Origin of the sequence: Chitinophaga dinghuensis (genome assembly GCF_003259435.1) — a bacterium.
Classification (GTDB): Bacteria; Bacteroidota; Bacteroidia; order Chitinophagales; family Chitinophagaceae; genus Chitinophaga; species Chitinophaga dinghuensis.
This window is the reverse complement of sequence record NZ_QLMA01000003.1, coordinates 673,168-690,220: the sequence shown is the minus strand read 5'-3', so window position 1 is coordinate 690,220 and position 17,053 is coordinate 673,168. Positions and strand designations below refer to the sequence as shown.

Annotated in this window: 12 protein-coding genes and 1 tRNA gene; all 13 read left to right on the top strand. The window is 43.6% G+C overall.

The features are described from left to right. Nucleotides 1-152 precede the first annotated feature (152 nt). The 13 genes from CLV59_RS11950 to CLV59_RS11890 all read left to right on the top strand — a co-directional run bounded on the left by CLV59_RS11950 (nt 153) and on the right by CLV59_RS11890 (nt 17,052). Nucleotides 153-740 carry an RNA polymerase sigma factor gene (locus CLV59_RS11950; protein ID WP_111592259.1) on the top strand — a complete coding sequence of 196 codons (588 nt, stop codon included), beginning with the start codon at nt 153-155 and terminating at the stop codon, nt 738-740. A gap of 74 nt (nt 741-814) precedes the next feature. Beyond that, the gene (locus CLV59_RS11945; protein WP_111592258.1) at nt 815-1,981 is read left to right on the top strand and encodes a FecR family protein; all 1,167 of its coding nucleotides are present in this window, start codon (nt 815-817) and stop codon (nt 1,979-1,981) included. Between the two features lie 150 nt (nt 1,982-2,131). Further along, nucleotides 2,132-5,452, top strand: coding sequence for a TonB-dependent receptor (locus CLV59_RS11940; RefSeq protein WP_111592257.1), 3,321 nt, complete (start codon nt 2,132-2,134; stop codon nt 5,450-5,452). Nucleotides 5,453-5,463: 11 nt separating this feature from the next. Continuing rightward, complete coding sequence (locus tag CLV59_RS11935) at nt 5,464-7,086, top strand: RagB/SusD family nutrient uptake outer membrane protein (protein WP_111592256.1); 1,623 nt, start codon at nt 5,464-5,466, stop codon at nt 7,084-7,086. A gap of 220 nt (nt 7,087-7,306) precedes the next feature. After that, nucleotides 7,307-8,077, top strand: coding sequence for a metallophosphoesterase family protein (locus CLV59_RS11930; RefSeq protein ID WP_111592255.1), 771 nt, complete (start codon nt 7,307-7,309; stop codon nt 8,075-8,077). Between the two features lie 71 nt (nt 8,078-8,148). Then, on the top strand, nt 8,149-8,508 hold the full coding sequence (locus CLV59_RS11925; protein ID WP_111592254.1) for a hypothetical protein: 360 nt from the start codon (nt 8,149-8,151) through the stop codon (nt 8,506-8,508). A gap of 87 nt (nt 8,509-8,595) precedes the next feature. Beyond that, the gene (locus CLV59_RS11920) at nt 8,596-9,054 is read left to right on the top strand and encodes a DUF3347 domain-containing protein (RefSeq protein ID WP_111592253.1); all 459 of its coding nucleotides are present in this window, start codon (nt 8,596-8,598) and stop codon (nt 9,052-9,054) included. Between the two features lie 91 nt (nt 9,055-9,145). After that, on the top strand, nt 9,146-11,353 hold the full coding sequence (locus tag CLV59_RS11915) for a multicopper oxidase domain-containing protein (RefSeq protein ID WP_111592252.1): 2,208 nt from the start codon (nt 9,146-9,148) through the stop codon (nt 11,351-11,353). Between the two features lie 12 nt (nt 11,354-11,365). Further along, nucleotides 11,366-13,270: an AAA domain-containing protein gene (locus CLV59_RS11910; RefSeq protein ID WP_111592251.1), complete on the top strand. Its 1,905-nt coding sequence runs from the start codon at nt 11,366-11,368 to the stop codon at nt 13,268-13,270. A 95-nt stretch (nt 13,271-13,365) separates the two neighbouring features. Continuing rightward, nucleotides 13,366-13,449: transfer RNA gene (locus CLV59_RS11905), tRNA-Leu, on the top strand. 411 nt (nt 13,450-13,860) lie between these two features. Next, a complete protein-coding gene (locus tag CLV59_RS11900; protein WP_111592250.1) occupies nt 13,861-14,286 on the top strand; it encodes a very short patch repair endonuclease in 426 nt (141 codons plus the stop codon). Then, the gene (locus CLV59_RS11895) at nt 14,283-15,539 is read left to right on the top strand and encodes a DNA cytosine methyltransferase (protein ID WP_111592249.1); all 1,257 of its coding nucleotides are present in this window, start codon (nt 14,283-14,285) and stop codon (nt 15,537-15,539) included. The genes CLV59_RS11900 and CLV59_RS11895 overlap by 4 nt, the downstream gene beginning before the upstream one ends. Further along, nucleotides 15,529-17,052 (top strand): ATP-binding protein, encoded by a 1,524-nt coding sequence (locus tag CLV59_RS11890; RefSeq protein WP_111592248.1) that lies wholly within the window; start codon nt 15,529-15,531, stop codon nt 17,050-17,052. Before CLV59_RS11895 ends, CLV59_RS11890 begins: the two co-directional genes overlap by 11 nt. Nucleotide 17,053: the final 1 nt, after the last annotated feature.

The following is a 17,053-nucleotide window of genomic DNA, read 5'->3' as shown; positions in this document are numbered from 1 at the left end:
GATACGTAAAAACCTGTTAAGCCTTTTTGCCCGGTTATTATTTTGGAGGAAGACCACTTTCGCTCAATTCAATATCAGCATTTATCAATTCAGTATCAGGTTGATATCTCACTTTTTGATTACTTTGGGAGTATCAACCAAGATTCCAGTTATTGATCAACACTGTCGATTTCCACCATGAAAAGCAACTCTTATTGAGTTTGTCCGCTGGCTGTCAGTCAGCGTTTAAATCGTTGTACGACAGATATCACCATGCCCTTTACCGCAAAACATTCCAGATTCTTCAATCCACCTCTGAAACAGAAGATATCATCCAGGAAGCATTTATTATACTCTGGGAGAAACGTCAGGAAATAGACACAGAGCGTCCACTGGGCCCCTGGCTGTTTACCGTTACTTTCAACCGGGCGCTCAATAGTCTGAAGAAAAAACTCCGGGAGAAAAGTAAAACTGCCGCTGCTGCCGAATTACAAGCCAGCGAGGAAGACCTCCTGCTGTTGGAAACCCGATGGCAGGTATTGGAAGCCGCTATCAGTCAGCTTTCCCCACAGAAAAAAAGAGTATTCCAACTCTGCAAAATGGAAGGCCGCACTTATGAGGAAACCTCACAAATGATGGGCATTTCCCGTTATACCGTTAAAGAATACCTGGGTGAAGTGATGCACAGCATCCGGGAATATGTGAGCAAAAATATGATCGTCGATACCACTATGATGCTCCTGCTAATTTATCTTTTCTAAAAAATTTTTTTCTTCCTACCCCCCCTTTTTTTATATCCCGTTGTATACATATATAAAACAAGACAATTCCTCGTTTGAAAAATGATTTACAAAAACTACAGGAAATTCTTTCTTCGGTACCTCGTACGGAAGAAGAAGAGCTGTGGCTGAAAGCCTACCTGGAAAGGACGGATGCCAGCGAGCTGCAGGATGTAGCGGCCGCAATGTTCAGAGAACACCTGGCAGAAGGAAATCCGCTGCCGGAAGGCACCTCCCGTCGCATGTGGGAACATATTCAGGCCAGCACCGAATCGGGAGCGGCTACTGTAATTCCTTTAAAACGATCCAATAAAAAATATTGGTGGGCTGCAGCCGCAGTGGCTACAGGTATCGGTCTGACTATTCCCATACTCCGTCAGCAGCCGGTTCCGCCTCCTGCTGCTGTCGCCACCAAAAATATTTCACCTGCTTCCAATAAGGCAGTGCTCACCCTCGCGGATGGTTCCAAAATTGCATTGAATGATACCGCCAGCCAGGAAATAAATACTAACACCACGCATATACGTCAACAGAAAGGACAATTACAATATAGCGCTATTGCCAGTCATGTGCCTACATTCAACAAGTTGGAAACGCCTCGTGGTGGAGTATTTCAAGTGGTATTGCCTGATGGCAGCCATGTATGGCTCAACGCCGCATCGTCCCTGAAATACCCGGTAACGTTTACGAATAAACGAATAGTGGAACTGGAAGGACAAGCCTATTTCGATATCGCAGCCAACGCAGACCAACCTTTTATTGTGAAAGTACACGATATGGAAGTGCAGGTACTAGGCACCTCCTTCGATGTAATGGCTTATCAGGATGAAACAACGATTAACACCACCTTGGTGTCCGGCGCGGTAAAAGTAAAACAGGGAGACAACAACCAACTGCTCCATCCTGGCCAACAAACGATCCTCCATACCGGCAACAGAACAATGGAAGTACAACCAGCCAACCTGGATAAAGTATTGGCCTGGCGCAACGGGCACTTCGAACTGGAAAATACCGACCTGCCGGCATTTCTGAGACAATTATCCCGCTGGTATGACATCGAAATAGAAGTAGCAGCACCCGCACAATTGGTTGCCGCCAAGAAATTCGGTGGTCAGATAGGCCGCGATATGAACCTGAACGACGTTTTGAAAATTCTGGAACTATATAATATTCATTGTCAATTAACGAATAGAAAACTAACAATTCTATCTGTAACGAAGTAATACGATTTAATAAACAACCAAAATAAACAACACCAATTCAATTACAGGATGGCCGCCCATCCGCATCCGTACTGTTTTAAAACCTGATCTATGCGTAAACGAATCCAATGTAATAATCAACTATAGTATATCACCAAATTCCACTGATGTATGCATCTAAATTTATCCAAAGAGGCTTCCTCCAATGGAAAGCCACATGCATTGTCGTGCTTGAAAGTGCAATCGATTGCTCCAAAGCGCGATTATGAAAAACGTATAAAAATCTTCCGGATTATGCGTCTTACCTCATTATTTATGCTGCTGGCATTGATGAATGTCTATGCCACCGGCATCTCACAAAGCATTACCATCACCGCAAAAAATGAACAACTAAAATCTGTTCTGAAAAAAATCGCCAAACAAGCAGGCGTCTATGTGGTATATGAAGAACAGGAGCTGAATGCGGTAGCTCCCGTTTCTATACAAGTGAAAGAAGCTCCGCTGAAACAGGCGCTCGACATCTGTTTCAAAGATCAACCACTTGTATACGATATTATCGATAAAACCGTAGTGGTTAAAAAGAAACAGATCAATGTAGAATCCTTTCCCTCCGTGGCGCCCCCACAGGAAAAAACTGTCAGAATTTTGGGGCGTGTTCTGGAAGCCAAAGACCCTCCCGGACCTCTGGTAGGCGTAACTGTTGGCGTAAAAGGCACCACCAAAGGCGCTAAAACAGACGTAGACGGCGTATTTGAACTACACGTTACAAAAGGTAGTACGCTGGTGATCAGTATGATCGGATATAAAACACAGGAATACATTGTACGTGATGAGCAAGCTTCCCTGATCATCTCCCTGAAAGAAGATTTGAAAACACTTGATCAGGTAGTGGTGACTGGCTTCGGCACACAAAAAGTAAAAAATATAGCCAGCTCCGTTAGTACGGTAAACATGGATAATGTAAAAGATAAGCCTGTAATGCAATTATCACAGGCGCTGCAAGGCGGAGCCACTGGTATTCAGGTAAGTCAAACCACCGGCCTTGTAGGTAGCGACCAGGCAAATATACGCATCCGTGGCGTTGGTACGATTAAAGATGCTTCTCCACTGGTACTTGTCGATGGCGTCCCCTTCGATATGAACAACCTCGATCCCAATACCGTTGAAAGTATTACGGTACTAAAAGATGCCGCCTCTGCTTCCATGTATGGCGCCCGCGGCGGTAACGGAGTAATACTCATTACTACCAAACGCGGCGTGGCTGGTGTTCCCAATATTGAATACAATGGATATTATGGAGTACAGCGACCACAGTATATGCCAGATTTCGTGGATGCTGCTACCTGGATGAGAATGAATAATGAAGCAATGGCCAATTCAGGTGGGGCTCCTATCTATTCCGACTCCACTATTCTGATGACCAAAAATGGTACTGATCCGGTAAAATACCCCAATACCAACTGGCCTTCGCTCGTACTGCGTGAAAACATTCCATTGCAACAACATGCTATATTAGTATCTGGAGGTAACACTGCTGCCCGTTTTGCACTGGCTATCAACCAAACCTGGCAACAGGGACATGTTAAGAATTCCGACTACAGTCGAACTACCGTACGCGCCAATACAACAGTAGATCTGACCAAGAAATTCTTTATCTATATGGACCTCTTCGCATCGCGGACCCTGCAAAACCAACCATATGCCAATAACAGACTGACAACAGATATCTATAAACGTACTTATTCTGTACCGCCAAATATCATCGCCAAATTTCCGAATAAAGATGAAAACCCCGGCTATACGTATTATGGAATCTATGGCGAAAGCTGGAACCCAGTCGCTATGCTGGAAAAAGGCGGAAAATTGGGTAAAACACGCGATGAAGCATTGCTGAATATCCGTCCACAGTGGAATATTCTGCCAGGCCTTAGCCTGAAAGGACAAGCCAGCTACCGGGTAGCTTCCGGATTGGATAAAGCAGATCAGGAATCTTATATCTTCTTCGACTGGTTTACCAACCGTACCGGCGGCACCCCTTATAATACTGTGAAGTCTGCTACCCTCACTGCAAGAGAAAATTATCTTTACTTTGGTGGTAATCTTGACTATAACCACGATTTCGGAAAACATACTGTCAATGCTATCGCAGGTGTCACACAGGAATTGCGCACCTACGAATCCTGGAAAGATGTAGCCCTACGCTCCATCTTTGCTAAAGCATTCTATACCTACGACAACCGATATCTCCTTGAAGCTGGTCTGCGCCGTGATGGTTCCTCCCTGTTCGGAGCTGGTCATAAATGGGGCTATTTCCCATCTGTTGCAGTTGGATGGAATATCGACAAAGAAGATTTCTTCAATGTATCCTTCATAGATGCCTGGAAACTCAGAGGCTCATGGGGCGCACTCGGTAATAATAACATAGATCCCTTCTCTTACCAAAGTACCATCGATGCTGGTAACGGTACTGAAACTGTTATCGGAAATCCCAACATTAGCTGGGAAAAAGTAAAAGAAACAAATATCGGTACAGATATTCACCTGAAAGCTGGCTTCACGATCACAGCCGACTGGTACAACAAGCTGACTACTGATATGATCATCATCCCCAATCCCAACTTCACATCTGGAACAGGAATTGGAACCAAAAATGAGGGAGCGCCAATCAATGTGGGAAGTGTCAGAAACAGAGGCGAAGAAATCAAAATCAGCTGGCATAAAATTGTCGGTAAAGATGTAACGTTGGATGTCGGTGTTGGCTATACGAAAAACAAAACCACTATCCTGAAACTGGTGAATGACCAGCCTATCATCAACGGTAATACTATCCTGTATGTTGGCGGCGGGCTGAAAGAATACTACGGTTATAAAACCCAGGGATTACTGCAACAACCAGATATCGATAATCCGAAAGTAATGAAGATCGATGGCCAGAAAGCCGGCGATATCCATTTCATCAATACAAATGGGGACGATGTAATTAATAACCTCGACAGGGTGCCTCTTGGAAACACGGAACCAACCGACGTATTCTTTTTCAATCTGGGACTGAAATACAAAGGTTTTGATTTCCAAAGTCTCTTCTCAGGTCAATCCGGTAATTCATTGTTCTATACCAGTAATCTCTCTATTCCATTAAACATCGGCGGTGAAAGTGGAACGCCTCAGAAATCCCAGCTGGACTACTGGACCCCCACCAACACCAATGCTTCCCGTCCTCGCCTGACGCCTACGCCAGGTACCAATGGTAACTTCTCCGATTTCTGGCGGGTAAACGGAGCGTTCCTTCGTGCCCGTTACCTTGTATTGGGCTATACGCTGCCTGATGCGCTCTCCAAAAGAATCAGAGCCAAAATGCTACGTGTATACTTTAATGCCCAGAACGCATTCACTTTCTCCAAAGTGAAAATGTTCGATCCGGAAAGTGGCGGCGACCAGAATACAGTGCCATTGCTGAAATCATACACATTGGGCCTTAATCTTAAATTCTAAACAACGGAGTCATGAAAAATCTACATAAAAAAATATTAACTTCTCTGCTGGCTACCAGTCTGCTTTTCAGCTGCTCCAAAGACTACCTGCAAAGAGATAATCCGCAGGCGACTACGGACGATAAATGGTGGCGTCTGGAAAATGATCTCTTCCAATATCTGGAAGTAATCTATATCAACCAGATGTCTCCAGGAGCTCTCATCACCTCTAACACTTACCAGGCCAATGCCCGCATGCATATGAGCGGCATTACCGACGAATCCGTGTTTCGCGCGAACTTTGGTAGTTGGGCTTCTTATCCGCTGGGGGCTGTCACTGCTACAGATGGTTATCTCTCCGATACTTATCGTCAGAACTATAAAGATATCCGTAACGCCTCCCGTATACTGGAAAACTATTCCAGGGTCTATATGGAAGATAAAGTGGTAAAAGAACAACGTGCAGCCGAAGCAAGAGCTTTGCGTGCAAGAGCGCACCTGAATCTCTTCCTTTTCTTTGGCCCAATACCTATTGTTCAGAATAGTATGACACCAACAGAAGGTGCTTCCGTTCCACGTAATACCCAGGAAGAAGTAGTAAATTTCATCTCTACAGAACTGGATAAAGCAGCGGAAATTCTCCCCGCCTCCTACCCTAGCAGCGATGCTTACAGGATTACACAAGGAGCGTGCAATGCTATGCAGGTACAGCTTTATCTGAGCATTAAGAACTACCCAAAAGTGATAGAATATGCTAAAAAGATCATCAGTTCCAACGTATATGATCTGCATTATTCCACTACGCCAGGCGTAAACAGCTATGCACAGCTATTTAGCTATGATGCACTGGAAAACAAAGAAAGAATCCTGTTCCGCCGCACCGGAAATTCCGGCGCATTCTTCCGCCTGGCGCCAAAGAGCCTTTCCGGACAGGCTTGTAATGGCCCTACCTCTTCCATGATCAATTCTTACGAAACCCTGCAGGGCAAAACCTTACAGGAACTGGGGCAAGACAGTCTGAACTATTACTGGGCCAATCCGCTGTATAAAAACAATCGTGATCCACGCCTCGTCGCTAGTATACTGGTGCCTGGCCAGACCTTCGTAAACAGACTGCTGGATCCATTCTCACCAACTTCCATTGACCAGATTGGCGCAGCACAATCCACTCAAACCGGATACTGGGTAAGAAAATATGTTGATGCAAAAGATGTGTCCAGAAACAACTCTGGTACTTTGAATTTCATGATTATCCGGTATGCAGAAATCTTGTTAAGCTACGTGGAAGCGCTGGTAGAATCCGGCGACTGGCAAAATCCGGATGTAGTATTATATCTCAACAAAATCCGTAACCGCGCAGGTATGCCAAATGTAAACCTCGCTATATATAATTCCCAGGAAAAAATCCGCGAACTGTACAGAAGAGAACGTAAAGTAGAACTGGCATTTGAAGGTACCCGCCTCTTCGATATCCGCAGATGGAAAATTGGTACGGAAGTACTGAGCGGCCCTACAATGGGCGCCATTAACCCTGCCACAGGACAACCAGTGGTAGTGGAGACACGCGTATTCAACCCTGACAGAGATTACCTCTGGCCTATTCCAATTACGGAAATGAATGGTAATCCTGCGATGGTACAAAATCCTAAATGGTAAATAATAAACTGATTTTTAAACAGTACACTTAGGAGAACCCAAACCGGCCTTTCAACCAGTTTTTGTTTGTAACCCTTGTTTGCGATAGCCGTCTCAACTCAGTGAGGCGGCTTTTTTCGTACCTTGATATGAAGAAAAGGTTATTCCTTCCCCACATAACATTGGCATCATATCCCCTTGTTATTTTTATTATACCTCAATAACCTTTAAAACTGACACTATGCTTTCAAAAACCATTGTAATAGGCGATATTCACGGTGCATTACAGGCATTGAAGCAAGTACTGCACAAAGCCGGTATCCAACCCCTGGATACCCTCATCTTCCTCGGCGATTATGTAGATGGCTGGTCACAATCTGCTGGCGTAATTAGCTTTCTCATTGAATTACAACACAGTTATTCCTGCGTGTTTCTCAGAGGCAACCATGATGCTTACTGCCAGCAATGGCTGGAAACAGGCAAAGCAGATCCCAACTGGATTAAAAACTCCGGCGCCTCCACCATCGATAGCTACCAACAACTACCCAATGATCTGCGCCAGCAACACCTCCACTTCTTTCAACAACTGAGAAATTATTACATCGACCCGCAAAACAGATTATTTGTACATGCCGGATATACCGCAGCAACAGGCGTTACAGACGAAAAAAATGCCTACCAGCTGTATTGGGATCGCAGTTTATGGGAAGACACGCAGTACTACTGGCAGGCAAAGCGCCCCAATGGCCCGGCCCGACTCGCTCTCTATAAAGAAGTATTCATAGGCCATACGCCTACCCTGTTCTCAGATTGTACCTTCCCCATGCATCTGTATAACCTCTGGAACCTGGACACAGGCGCTGCCTACCATGGCCGGCTCACCGCACTGGACGCAGACAACGGTACCTTCTATCAAAGCGACGTTGTCAGATGGATGTACCCCCAGGAAGCGGGCAGAAATAAAGGAAAATCCGCCGCCTTCCCGCTAATGTCCCTCTATAAACGGCAATAAAATTATATAAATCATATCCGCAATTATGTAAACAACCGGCTTTTATCGTGTGCTATCTTTGAGCCATCATTATGAAAAGAAGCAACACCATAAAAGCCCTTAGTCTACTGCTGATCTTCAGCCTGCACCTGCTGACAGGTTTTACCTGCTCCGCCATCATGCTGACAGCAAAGGCTACTCACCATCATCACGCAGCCACCGACCCTTGCTGCTCTGATGAAATGGCGAAACAGCCTATGCTCGACAAGGTACTCGATGCTTCGCTGCAAATCGCTGCAGCTCCCGGACACGTGTCTCCCGATATCCAGACTTATAATCATATGGATATCCAGGCTTTCCATCCAAACATTTCTCAACGATATTTAACCAACCATACATTAGGATTGCCCGTCAGGGATATTAGTATAGAGATACAGCGATTTTTGATTTGATTTGACAGACATCTCTTCACCCATTCCCGCCGTCACAGACGGCCCAACATCTAACTTCATTTAATAAATCATATCAAATCAACAATTATGAAAAAATTATTTCTGGCCATCGCTGTTCTTTTCTCTTTATCTAAAGCCAACGCTCAAAATAAATCCGGTATTCTCACACAGTATTATGCCGTAAAAGACGCTCTCATCAGTGGTAATAGCTCCGCTGCCAGCACTGCCGCCAACGCATTCGTTAAAGCAGTGGCCGACGAAGCAACTGCCAATAAATCAATCGCCGCTGCGAAAGATAAACTGGTAGCAGAAGCACAACAGATCGCATCCGCAAAAGATATCGCACAACAAAGAGAACAATTTAAACAGTTCTCCACCGATATGTACGATCTCGCAAAATCTACCAAACTCTCTGAACAGCCAGTTTATCAGCAATACTGCCCAATGAAAAAAGCTTCCTGGCTGAGCAACTCCAGCGCAGTGAAAAATCCATACTTCGGCAACCAAATGCTGACTTGCGGAAAAGTAGCTGATACCATCCAATAATATTTCCTTCAACTTTTATACAGGTGAACGGGTTGTATATCTGTTCACCTGTAGTTTTCCTGCCCGCTCCGGGCAACAACAGATTTATTTTATGAAGCAATTTCTTTTATATATAACCCTGATGGTTATTGGCAGCCAGCTCTATGCACAGTCGCCCAAAACTGTCAGATACGATCTTTACGTAGGCGATACCATGGTACACTATTCCGGAAAAATGGCGCACGGACTGACCATCAATGGCGGCATTCCTGGTCCTACCCTCGAATTCACAGAAGGCGATACCGCCCTCATCTACGTACACAATACACTCGGAACAGAAACTTCCATTCACTGGCACGGCGTTATCCTGCCCAACCAGGAAGATGGCGTACCATACCTGACCACCCAACCTATCAAAGCGGGTCAGACTCATATATTCAAATTTCCAATCGTACAACACGGCACCTACTGGTATCATAGTCATACCATGTTCCAGGAACAAAGCGGGATGTATGGCTCCTTAGTATTCCATCCACGCGAAAAAAGTACCATGCCGGAAAAAGTGCTGCTGTTAAGCGATTGGACAGACATGCATCCGCATCAGGTCAATCGTTACCTCCATAATGCGAATGATTGGTTCGCTATTAAAAAGGGTTCTACACAAAGCTATACAGAGGCCATCAAGCATAAACATTTTGGTACCAAAGTCACCAACGAATGGAAACGAATGAATGCCATGGACGTTAGCGATGTGTACTACGAAAAATTCCTCGCCAATGGCAAACTGACGGACAGTATGCCTGGTCTGAAAGCGGGCGATAAAGTAAGACTCCGTATCATCAACGGTAGTTCGTCTACCTACTTCTGGATAAATTTCTCTGGTGGTAAAATGGCTGTAGTAGCCAACGATGGCGCAGATGTTACACCCGTGGAAGTAGATCGTTTAATCGTTGGCGTATCTGAAACGTATGATGTTATTGTCACCATACCTGAAAACATGCGCTATCAACTACTCGCTACTGCGGAAGACCGTACCGGCTCCACTTCGCTCTGGCTGGGACAAGGCATGAATATGCCTATGGCGCCACTCCCTAAGCTGAAGTATTTCGAAGGCATGAAGATGATGAACGACATGATGCAAATGAACGGCAACCTGGATACCAGCGGTGGCATGCAAATGACCAACCAAACCATGGATATGAATACCGTTATGTATCCGGAAATTACAGGAGGGGGAGACAACAAACCCACTGCCCACGAAGATCACAGCGGACATGATATGGGAAACATGAACATGCCTGCATCCGGCGACATTGTTACGCTCAACTATGGTATGCTGCGTGCGCCAGAGAAAACGAATTTGCCTGCCAATGCGCCCACCCGTGAATTCAAATTTGAACTCACTGGTAATATGAACAGATACGTTTGGACCATCAACAATAAAACCGTCTCTGAATCAGATAAAATACTTATCCGCAAAGGAGAAAATGTTCGTATCATCCTCTATAACAATACCATGATGCGGCATCCGATGCACTTACACGGGCATTTCTTCCGGGTATTAAACGGACAAGGCGATTATTCCCCGCTGAAAACCGTACTGGATATCATGCCTATGGAAGTGGACACCATCGAATTTGCTGCCACAGAGAGTGGCGACTGGTTCTTCCATTGCCATATTCTCTATCATATGATGAGTGGAATGGGACGCGTATTCAGTTATGAAGACAGTCCCCCAAACCCACAAGTACCCGATCCGAGTTATGGATGGAAAATGATTAAGAAAGATGACCGCATGCTATACCTGATGGGCCGTGTAGGATTAGAAAGTAATGGTAGCGATGGCGAGATACGGTTATCCAACACCCGCTACCAGCTATCTACAGAATGGAGAATCGGGCTGAACGACCGGCATGGCTATGAAAGTGAGAGCCATTTTGGTAGATATATAGGTAAAATGCAATGGCTGTTTCCATATGTGGGCTGGGATGTCCGCTATCGTAAGCTGGATGAGCATGAGAAGAATTTATTCGGACAAAAGAACACCAAAGATTTCAGGCAGGTATTGCATGTAGGTTTACAATATACATTGCCGATGCTGATAGTAGCAGATGCGTCTCTGGATACGGAAGGCAGGCTGCGTTTACAGCTCTCCAGGGAGGATGTACCTGTCACCAGGCGACTTCGATTCAACTTCATGGTGAACACCGATTATGAATACATGGCAGGGTTCCGTTATATATTCACGAAAAACTTTGCATTATCCACGCATTATGACAGTGACATGGGCTTTGGAGCCGGTATAACCCTGAGTTATTAGTATCTTTGCGGGATGGATTATTTCAAAAAGCTGCAGGATTTATTAAAAACAGAAAGGGAAGAAGACCGTAAATCGTACCAGGCATTGACCGCCAGCACTTCTGTGCAGGAACGTCGTGCCGGCGGGCTGGCCTGGTACCCTGTTGCCATCCGGGGAAGTGAGATGAGTCGCGGCGATTATCTGACCGTAGAGCTGGAACGCACGACCCATCAGGAGGTACCGCATCAGCTGCGTAGCGGCGTTTCTGCGGTATTTTTCTCCAACCACGACCGGAAGCAGGATCAGCAGGAAGGTGTCATCTCCTGGGTGGGTGGAAATCGGCTGAAAATCACCCTTCGCACCGATGAGCTCCCTGACTGGGCCGATAATGGCAAGTTAGGTATCGATCTTCTCTTTGATGACAACAGCTATGATGAAATGCAGGCAGCCCTTAAACAGGCAGCAGCCATTGCAGATGATCCAAAAACAGGGCGACTTGTACGCGTACTCACCGGACAAGCAGCGCCTAATTTCAGAACAGATATCTCTCCTGTCACTTTTGGCAGACTTAATAACTCACAGCAGGCCGCTGTAGGCAAAATCCTGGAAGCCTGTGATGTAGCGGTAGTACATGGTCCTCCGGGAACAGGTAAAACCACCACTCTGGTACAGGCGATTAAAGCCTTGATAAAAGAAGAGCCGCAACAGATATTGGTAGTAGCGCCCAGCAATACAGCTGTAGATCTGTTGAGTGAAAAATTATCAGAAGAAGGCTTGAATGTATTGCGGGTAGGGAATCCAGCCAGAGTATCGGAGCGTTTACTGTCATTGACACTTGATAGTAAAATGTCGGGCCACAGTGGCATGAAAGAAGTATCCCGGTTACGCAAACAGGCGAATGAATTTCGGAATATGGCGCATAAATACAAGCGCAATTTCGGGAAAGCAGAGCGGGAGCAACGCAAGGCTTTATTTGATGAAGCCCGCAACATCATGAAAGCCGTAGAAAACACAGAACAATATGTAGTAGAAGATATCGTCGCTAAAGCGCAGGTGATCACAGCTACGCCTGTTGGCGCGAATCATTACACCGTACGTCATCTGAAGTATCGTACAGTAGTGATAGATGAAGCCGGACAGGCATTGGAACCTGCTTGCTGGATACCTATTCTCAAAGGAGAGAAGGTCATCTTTGCCGGCGACCATTGTCAGCTTCCTCCAACTATCAAATCCAATGATGCTGCACAGGCAGGCCTGGCAAACACCTTGATGGAAAAGATAGTCGCATTGTATCCGGAAAGTGTAACATTACTCGAAGAACAATATCGGATGCATGCCACCATCATGGGTTATTCATCTGGCGTTTTTTATGGCGACAAATTGAAAGCGCATGCTTCCGTGGCGGATCATCTTCTCTTTGCACAAGATACGCCGCTGGCATTCATTGATACAGCCGGCTGTGGCTTCGATGAAAAAACGGATGGCACCAGTACCACTAATCCGGAAGAAGCAGCATTTCTATTCCGTCATCTGGCCCATGTGGCAGGAACGTTAAGTCCGCATTACAGTCCGGAACAATTCCCTTCTATTGCCATTATTTCGCCTTACAGGCAGCAAATAGAAGTATTGAAAGAGCAATTGGCCCATCACCCCGATTTGCAGCCTTATATAAGCCGTATAGCGGTAAATACGATCGATAGCTTCCAGGGACAGGAAAGGGATATTGTGTATATCAGCATGACCCGTAGCAATAATGAGAGTAAGATCGGGTTCTTGTCAGATATCCGTAGAATGAATGTGGCGATGACTCGTGCGAGGAAGAAATTAGTGATCATTGGCGACAGCGCTACCCTCTCTCAACTGCCTTTCTATGCTGACTTTATAAAGTATGCAGAGGATCAAAACGGCTACCAGAGCGCGTGGGAGTATGCAGAGTAGACACAATCCTTTCATTATCAGCATAAAAAATCAAAAAAAATTTGGCAGAAAGAAAACTCTGCTTATCTTTGCCGTCCTGAAACACAAAATCAGTTGCCCAGATGGCGAAATTGGTAGACGCACTGTGTTCAGGTCGCAGCGCTCGCAAGGGTGTGCTGGTTCGAATCCAGTTCTGGGCACTAAAAAAAGGTTGTAAGTCTTTTGATTTACAACCTTTTTTATTTGTTATTAATTGCTCTCTATTGGGCCATATTTACGTGGCATTTTCCATTTTCTTATAGTATTTATCAGAAATTTTTTATTTATTGGCTATCTTTTGATTACATAGCTAAATTTGTAAGAAATGGGTAACAAACAGGTGGGCTACGCAAATACAATGCGCAACTACCTAATAATTTCGATGTAGGCTATTTTTACAAAAAGAATAGTTCAATATATTGCATATTAACTAAGATAATTACATCGAATTTGGAAGCAGAAAGTAAGAACGTACAATCAACAGAATGGTACTAATGTAAAATACTTATGCAAATCTTCAGAATATGGGAATATAAACTAACCATTCTGGAAAACAATGTTGATAACTAAAGATGGCAGATGTACACACCCGTGAAGTAAGAAGTTATAATATGAGCCGTATAAAGAATAAAAATACGGCACTTGAGATGTGTGTCAGGAAGTATTTGCATGCTTTGGGATTCAGATACAGGGTGCACGTTAAGGAGTTAGCAGGCCGGCCGGATATTGTTCTACCTAAGTACAACACAGTACTTTTTATTAATGGCTGTTTTTGGCATGGACATAACAATTGCCAATTGTTTGTGGTACCCAAAACAGATACAAAAAAATGGCTAGATAAGATTAACAAAAATATTGAAAACGATCGAAATGCACTTGCCCTGTTAACAGCAGAAGGATGGAAAGTGGTAGTTGTTTGGGAATGCACATTAAAACCTAAACTAAGAGAAACTACTTTGGCTGGACTGGCCAGATTGATCAAAGAAAATTACAGATGAAATATATTGATTTATTTGCAGGAGCAGGTGGATTATCTGAAGGATTTATCAGAGAGGGTTACCATCCAATAGCACACGTGGAGATGGACGAAGCCGCATGTTATTCGTTAAAGACCAGAATTGCTTATTACTTTTATAAAAATGAGAATAATCCGGAGATTTATACTGATTATCTGAAAGGAAAAATAACCAGACAGGAATTGTATAGTAAAGTACCTGAAGATCAGCTTAAGAGTGTTATCAATCTGGCAATAGGTGCTGAAAATAATGAGAGTATTCATACATTGATTCATCAACAGCTTCATAAATCTGAAGTTGACCTTATTATTGGAGGTCCTCCTTGTCAGGCATATTCATTGGTAGGACGTGCGCGGAGTGCCAATAGTATGGAAGGTGACCCTAGAAATTACCTGTATGTTGAATATGGAAGATATCTGCAGAAGTATAATCCAAAAATGTTTGTCTTTGAAAATGTGATTGGGCTTAGATCTGCAAAAGGGGGACACTATCTGGAGAATATGAAGCGCCTGTTTCTGAAGAAAGGCTATAAATTTGAACTTTTTACTATTCAGGCCGATAATTTTGGTGTTTTACAAAACCGAAGAAGAATTATTCTGATAGGATGGAAGGATGATTTTGTACCTAGCATACCGAATCTTGAGGATATAAAAGCAAAGTCTCAGTTCAAAGTAAGCTCTGTTCTTTCAGATTTGCCTTTTCTAAATGCCGGTGAAGGTCAGGATAAATATCTTAAATATGCTGGTAAAGCTTCAAAATATCTGGTTGACAATGATCTGCGTTCCAATCTGAATATTCTGACCCAGCATATAGCAAGGCCGCACACCAAACAAGACAAGGAAATATACCGGATAGCTGTTAACAAATGGAATGAGCGGAAGGAGCGTCTGGATTATAATGATTTACCTGACCGCTTAAAGACACACCAGAACAGATCATCATTTTGTGACAGGTTTAAAGTGGTCGCTCAGGATCTTAAATCTTCACAAACGGTTGTCGCACATATTGCAAAGGATGGTCATTATTATATCCATCCTGATATAGATCAAAATCGGTCAATTACTGTCAGGGAAGCTGCCAGACTCCAGTCTTTTCCTGACGATTATTATTTTGAAGGCATCAAAGAAGCAGGAAGTAGAACAGCTGCCTTTAAACAAATAGGAAATGCAGTTCCTCCTCTTATGGCCCAAAAAATAGCTCAGGCCTTAAAAGATACATTACGGAATGCTAGATAACTTTAATACCCAGGATGAAGTGGACGCAACTCCCAATCCGGAATTTCTTATCAAATCAATTGCAGAACAAGGTTACACACTGGAAACTGCGCTGGCTGATCTAATTGATAACGCTGTTTCCAAGGGAGCCGATAAGATTGAAATTCTGATCGATACTAACAAGGAACCATTTGTATTGTATCTGGCAGATAATGGAATTGGTATGACAGATGATGTACTCCGGAAAAGTATGCACTTTCCGAGTACTTCATCCGAATATGTGAGAGCCCCAGATGACCTGGGACGTTTTGGACTGGGAATGAAAACAGCATCATTTTCACAAACAAGACAGCTAACAGTTCTTTCCAGAAGTAGGATATCTTCTGATGCTCCTTTTTCCTCGTATTCATGGAATGTTGATCTTTTTGCAAAAAATCAGGGTTGGAAAATCCATAAAAACCAGCAAAAAATCATCAACGAAAAACTTGATCAATATCTGCTGCTGAGTAAAGGTTTTCTTAACAATTTTGACAACTACGCTCCTTCTACTATTATTATCTGGGATGGATTGTACAAATTTGAAAATTATCTGGAGAAAGACCGAAAACCAGCACTTCAAAAAGAGATTACAGAAATTACATCGGAATACTTATCCTTAGTATTCCACAGATTCCTGGAAAGATCAGAAAAAAAGATTAAAATACGGATCAATAATCATCTCCTTATTCCATTCAACCCCTTCCCCGAAGTACAAACTAATTTAAGAAAACTTGAAAGGATGGAAAAAATCTTCAAAACAGATACTATTTCCGTTGAAGGCTTTATTCTTCCATCCAGTAGCATTCAAGAAAGTAAGGATGGAAACCCTATCTGGACTCCTGCCAACAAAAGTCTAATGGACATGGAAGGTATATATGTATACAGAGGAGACAGGCTGATAATTTACGGAGGATGGCTGGGTGTAATAAAAAAAGCGCCAAGAATGCAACTTGCCAGATTAAAAGTAGATATTGGTAACAGCGTCGATAAATACTTCCAGCTAAATGTTGCTAAATCTTTAATCACCATACCGTATGAATTACAATTCCCGTTTGTAAGGTATATTAGTAACTTAAAGAAAAACGCTGAAAATGAATATTCAAACAGAGGTACCAAATCTTCCTCAAAACTTAATACCTTCGGCGAAGTTTTCTTGGTAAAAACTCAAACAAGTAAGAGTATACGTTATGAAGTGAATGAGAACTTTCATTTATTAACAGTACTGAAGCAACAATTAACACAAGACCAGTTCCAGTTACTTCGTGTTATCATGAGAATGTTGTTAACAACCATTAATGCATTACGAAACTCTTATGAGCATCCAGATTATTCCTGGGTTGAGGAAGATATAGTGGAACAAGAAAATATCGCAGCAATAATTTTGACTTTGAAGCATGCAGGCTTAACAAGCAAACAAATAAAATCCTTGATAATAACCTCTATGGATATTCGGGAAGACAATCTGCCGCCAGATATCTTAAAGCAAATAAATTAAT

What these genes read in the sequence shown, in the direction of transcription:
- CLV59_RS11940 (WP_111592257.1), top strand. Translation starts at nt 2,132, where the DNA reads ATGCATCTAAATTTATCCAAAGAGGCTTCCTCCAATGGAAAGCCACAT.
- CLV59_RS11935 (WP_111592256.1), top strand. Translation starts at nt 5,464, where the DNA reads ATGAAAAATCTACATAAAAAAATATTAACTTCTCTGCTGGCTACCAGT.
- CLV59_RS11930 (WP_111592255.1), top strand. Translation starts at nt 7,307, where the DNA reads ATGCTTTCAAAAACCATTGTAATAGGCGATATTCACGGTGCATTACAG.
- CLV59_RS11925 (WP_111592254.1), top strand. Translation starts at nt 8,149, where the DNA reads ATGAAAAGAAGCAACACCATAAAAGCCCTTAGTCTACTGCTGATCTTC.
- CLV59_RS11920 (WP_111592253.1), top strand. Translation starts at nt 8,596, where the DNA reads ATGAAAAAATTATTTCTGGCCATCGCTGTTCTTTTCTCTTTATCTAAA.
- CLV59_RS11915 (WP_111592252.1), top strand. Translation starts at nt 9,146, where the DNA reads ATGAAGCAATTTCTTTTATATATAACCCTGATGGTTATTGGCAGCCAG.
- CLV59_RS11910 (WP_111592251.1), top strand. Translation starts at nt 11,366, where the DNA reads ATGGATTATTTCAAAAAGCTGCAGGATTTATTAAAAACAGAAAGGGAA.
- CLV59_RS11900 (WP_111592250.1), top strand. Translation starts at nt 13,861, where the DNA reads ATGGCAGATGTACACACCCGTGAAGTAAGAAGTTATAATATGAGCCGT.
- CLV59_RS11895 (WP_111592249.1), top strand. Translation starts at nt 14,283, where the DNA reads ATGAAATATATTGATTTATTTGCAGGAGCAGGTGGATTATCTGAAGGA.
- CLV59_RS11890 (WP_111592248.1), top strand. Translation starts at nt 15,529, where the DNA reads ATGCTAGATAACTTTAATACCCAGGATGAAGTGGACGCAACTCCCAAT.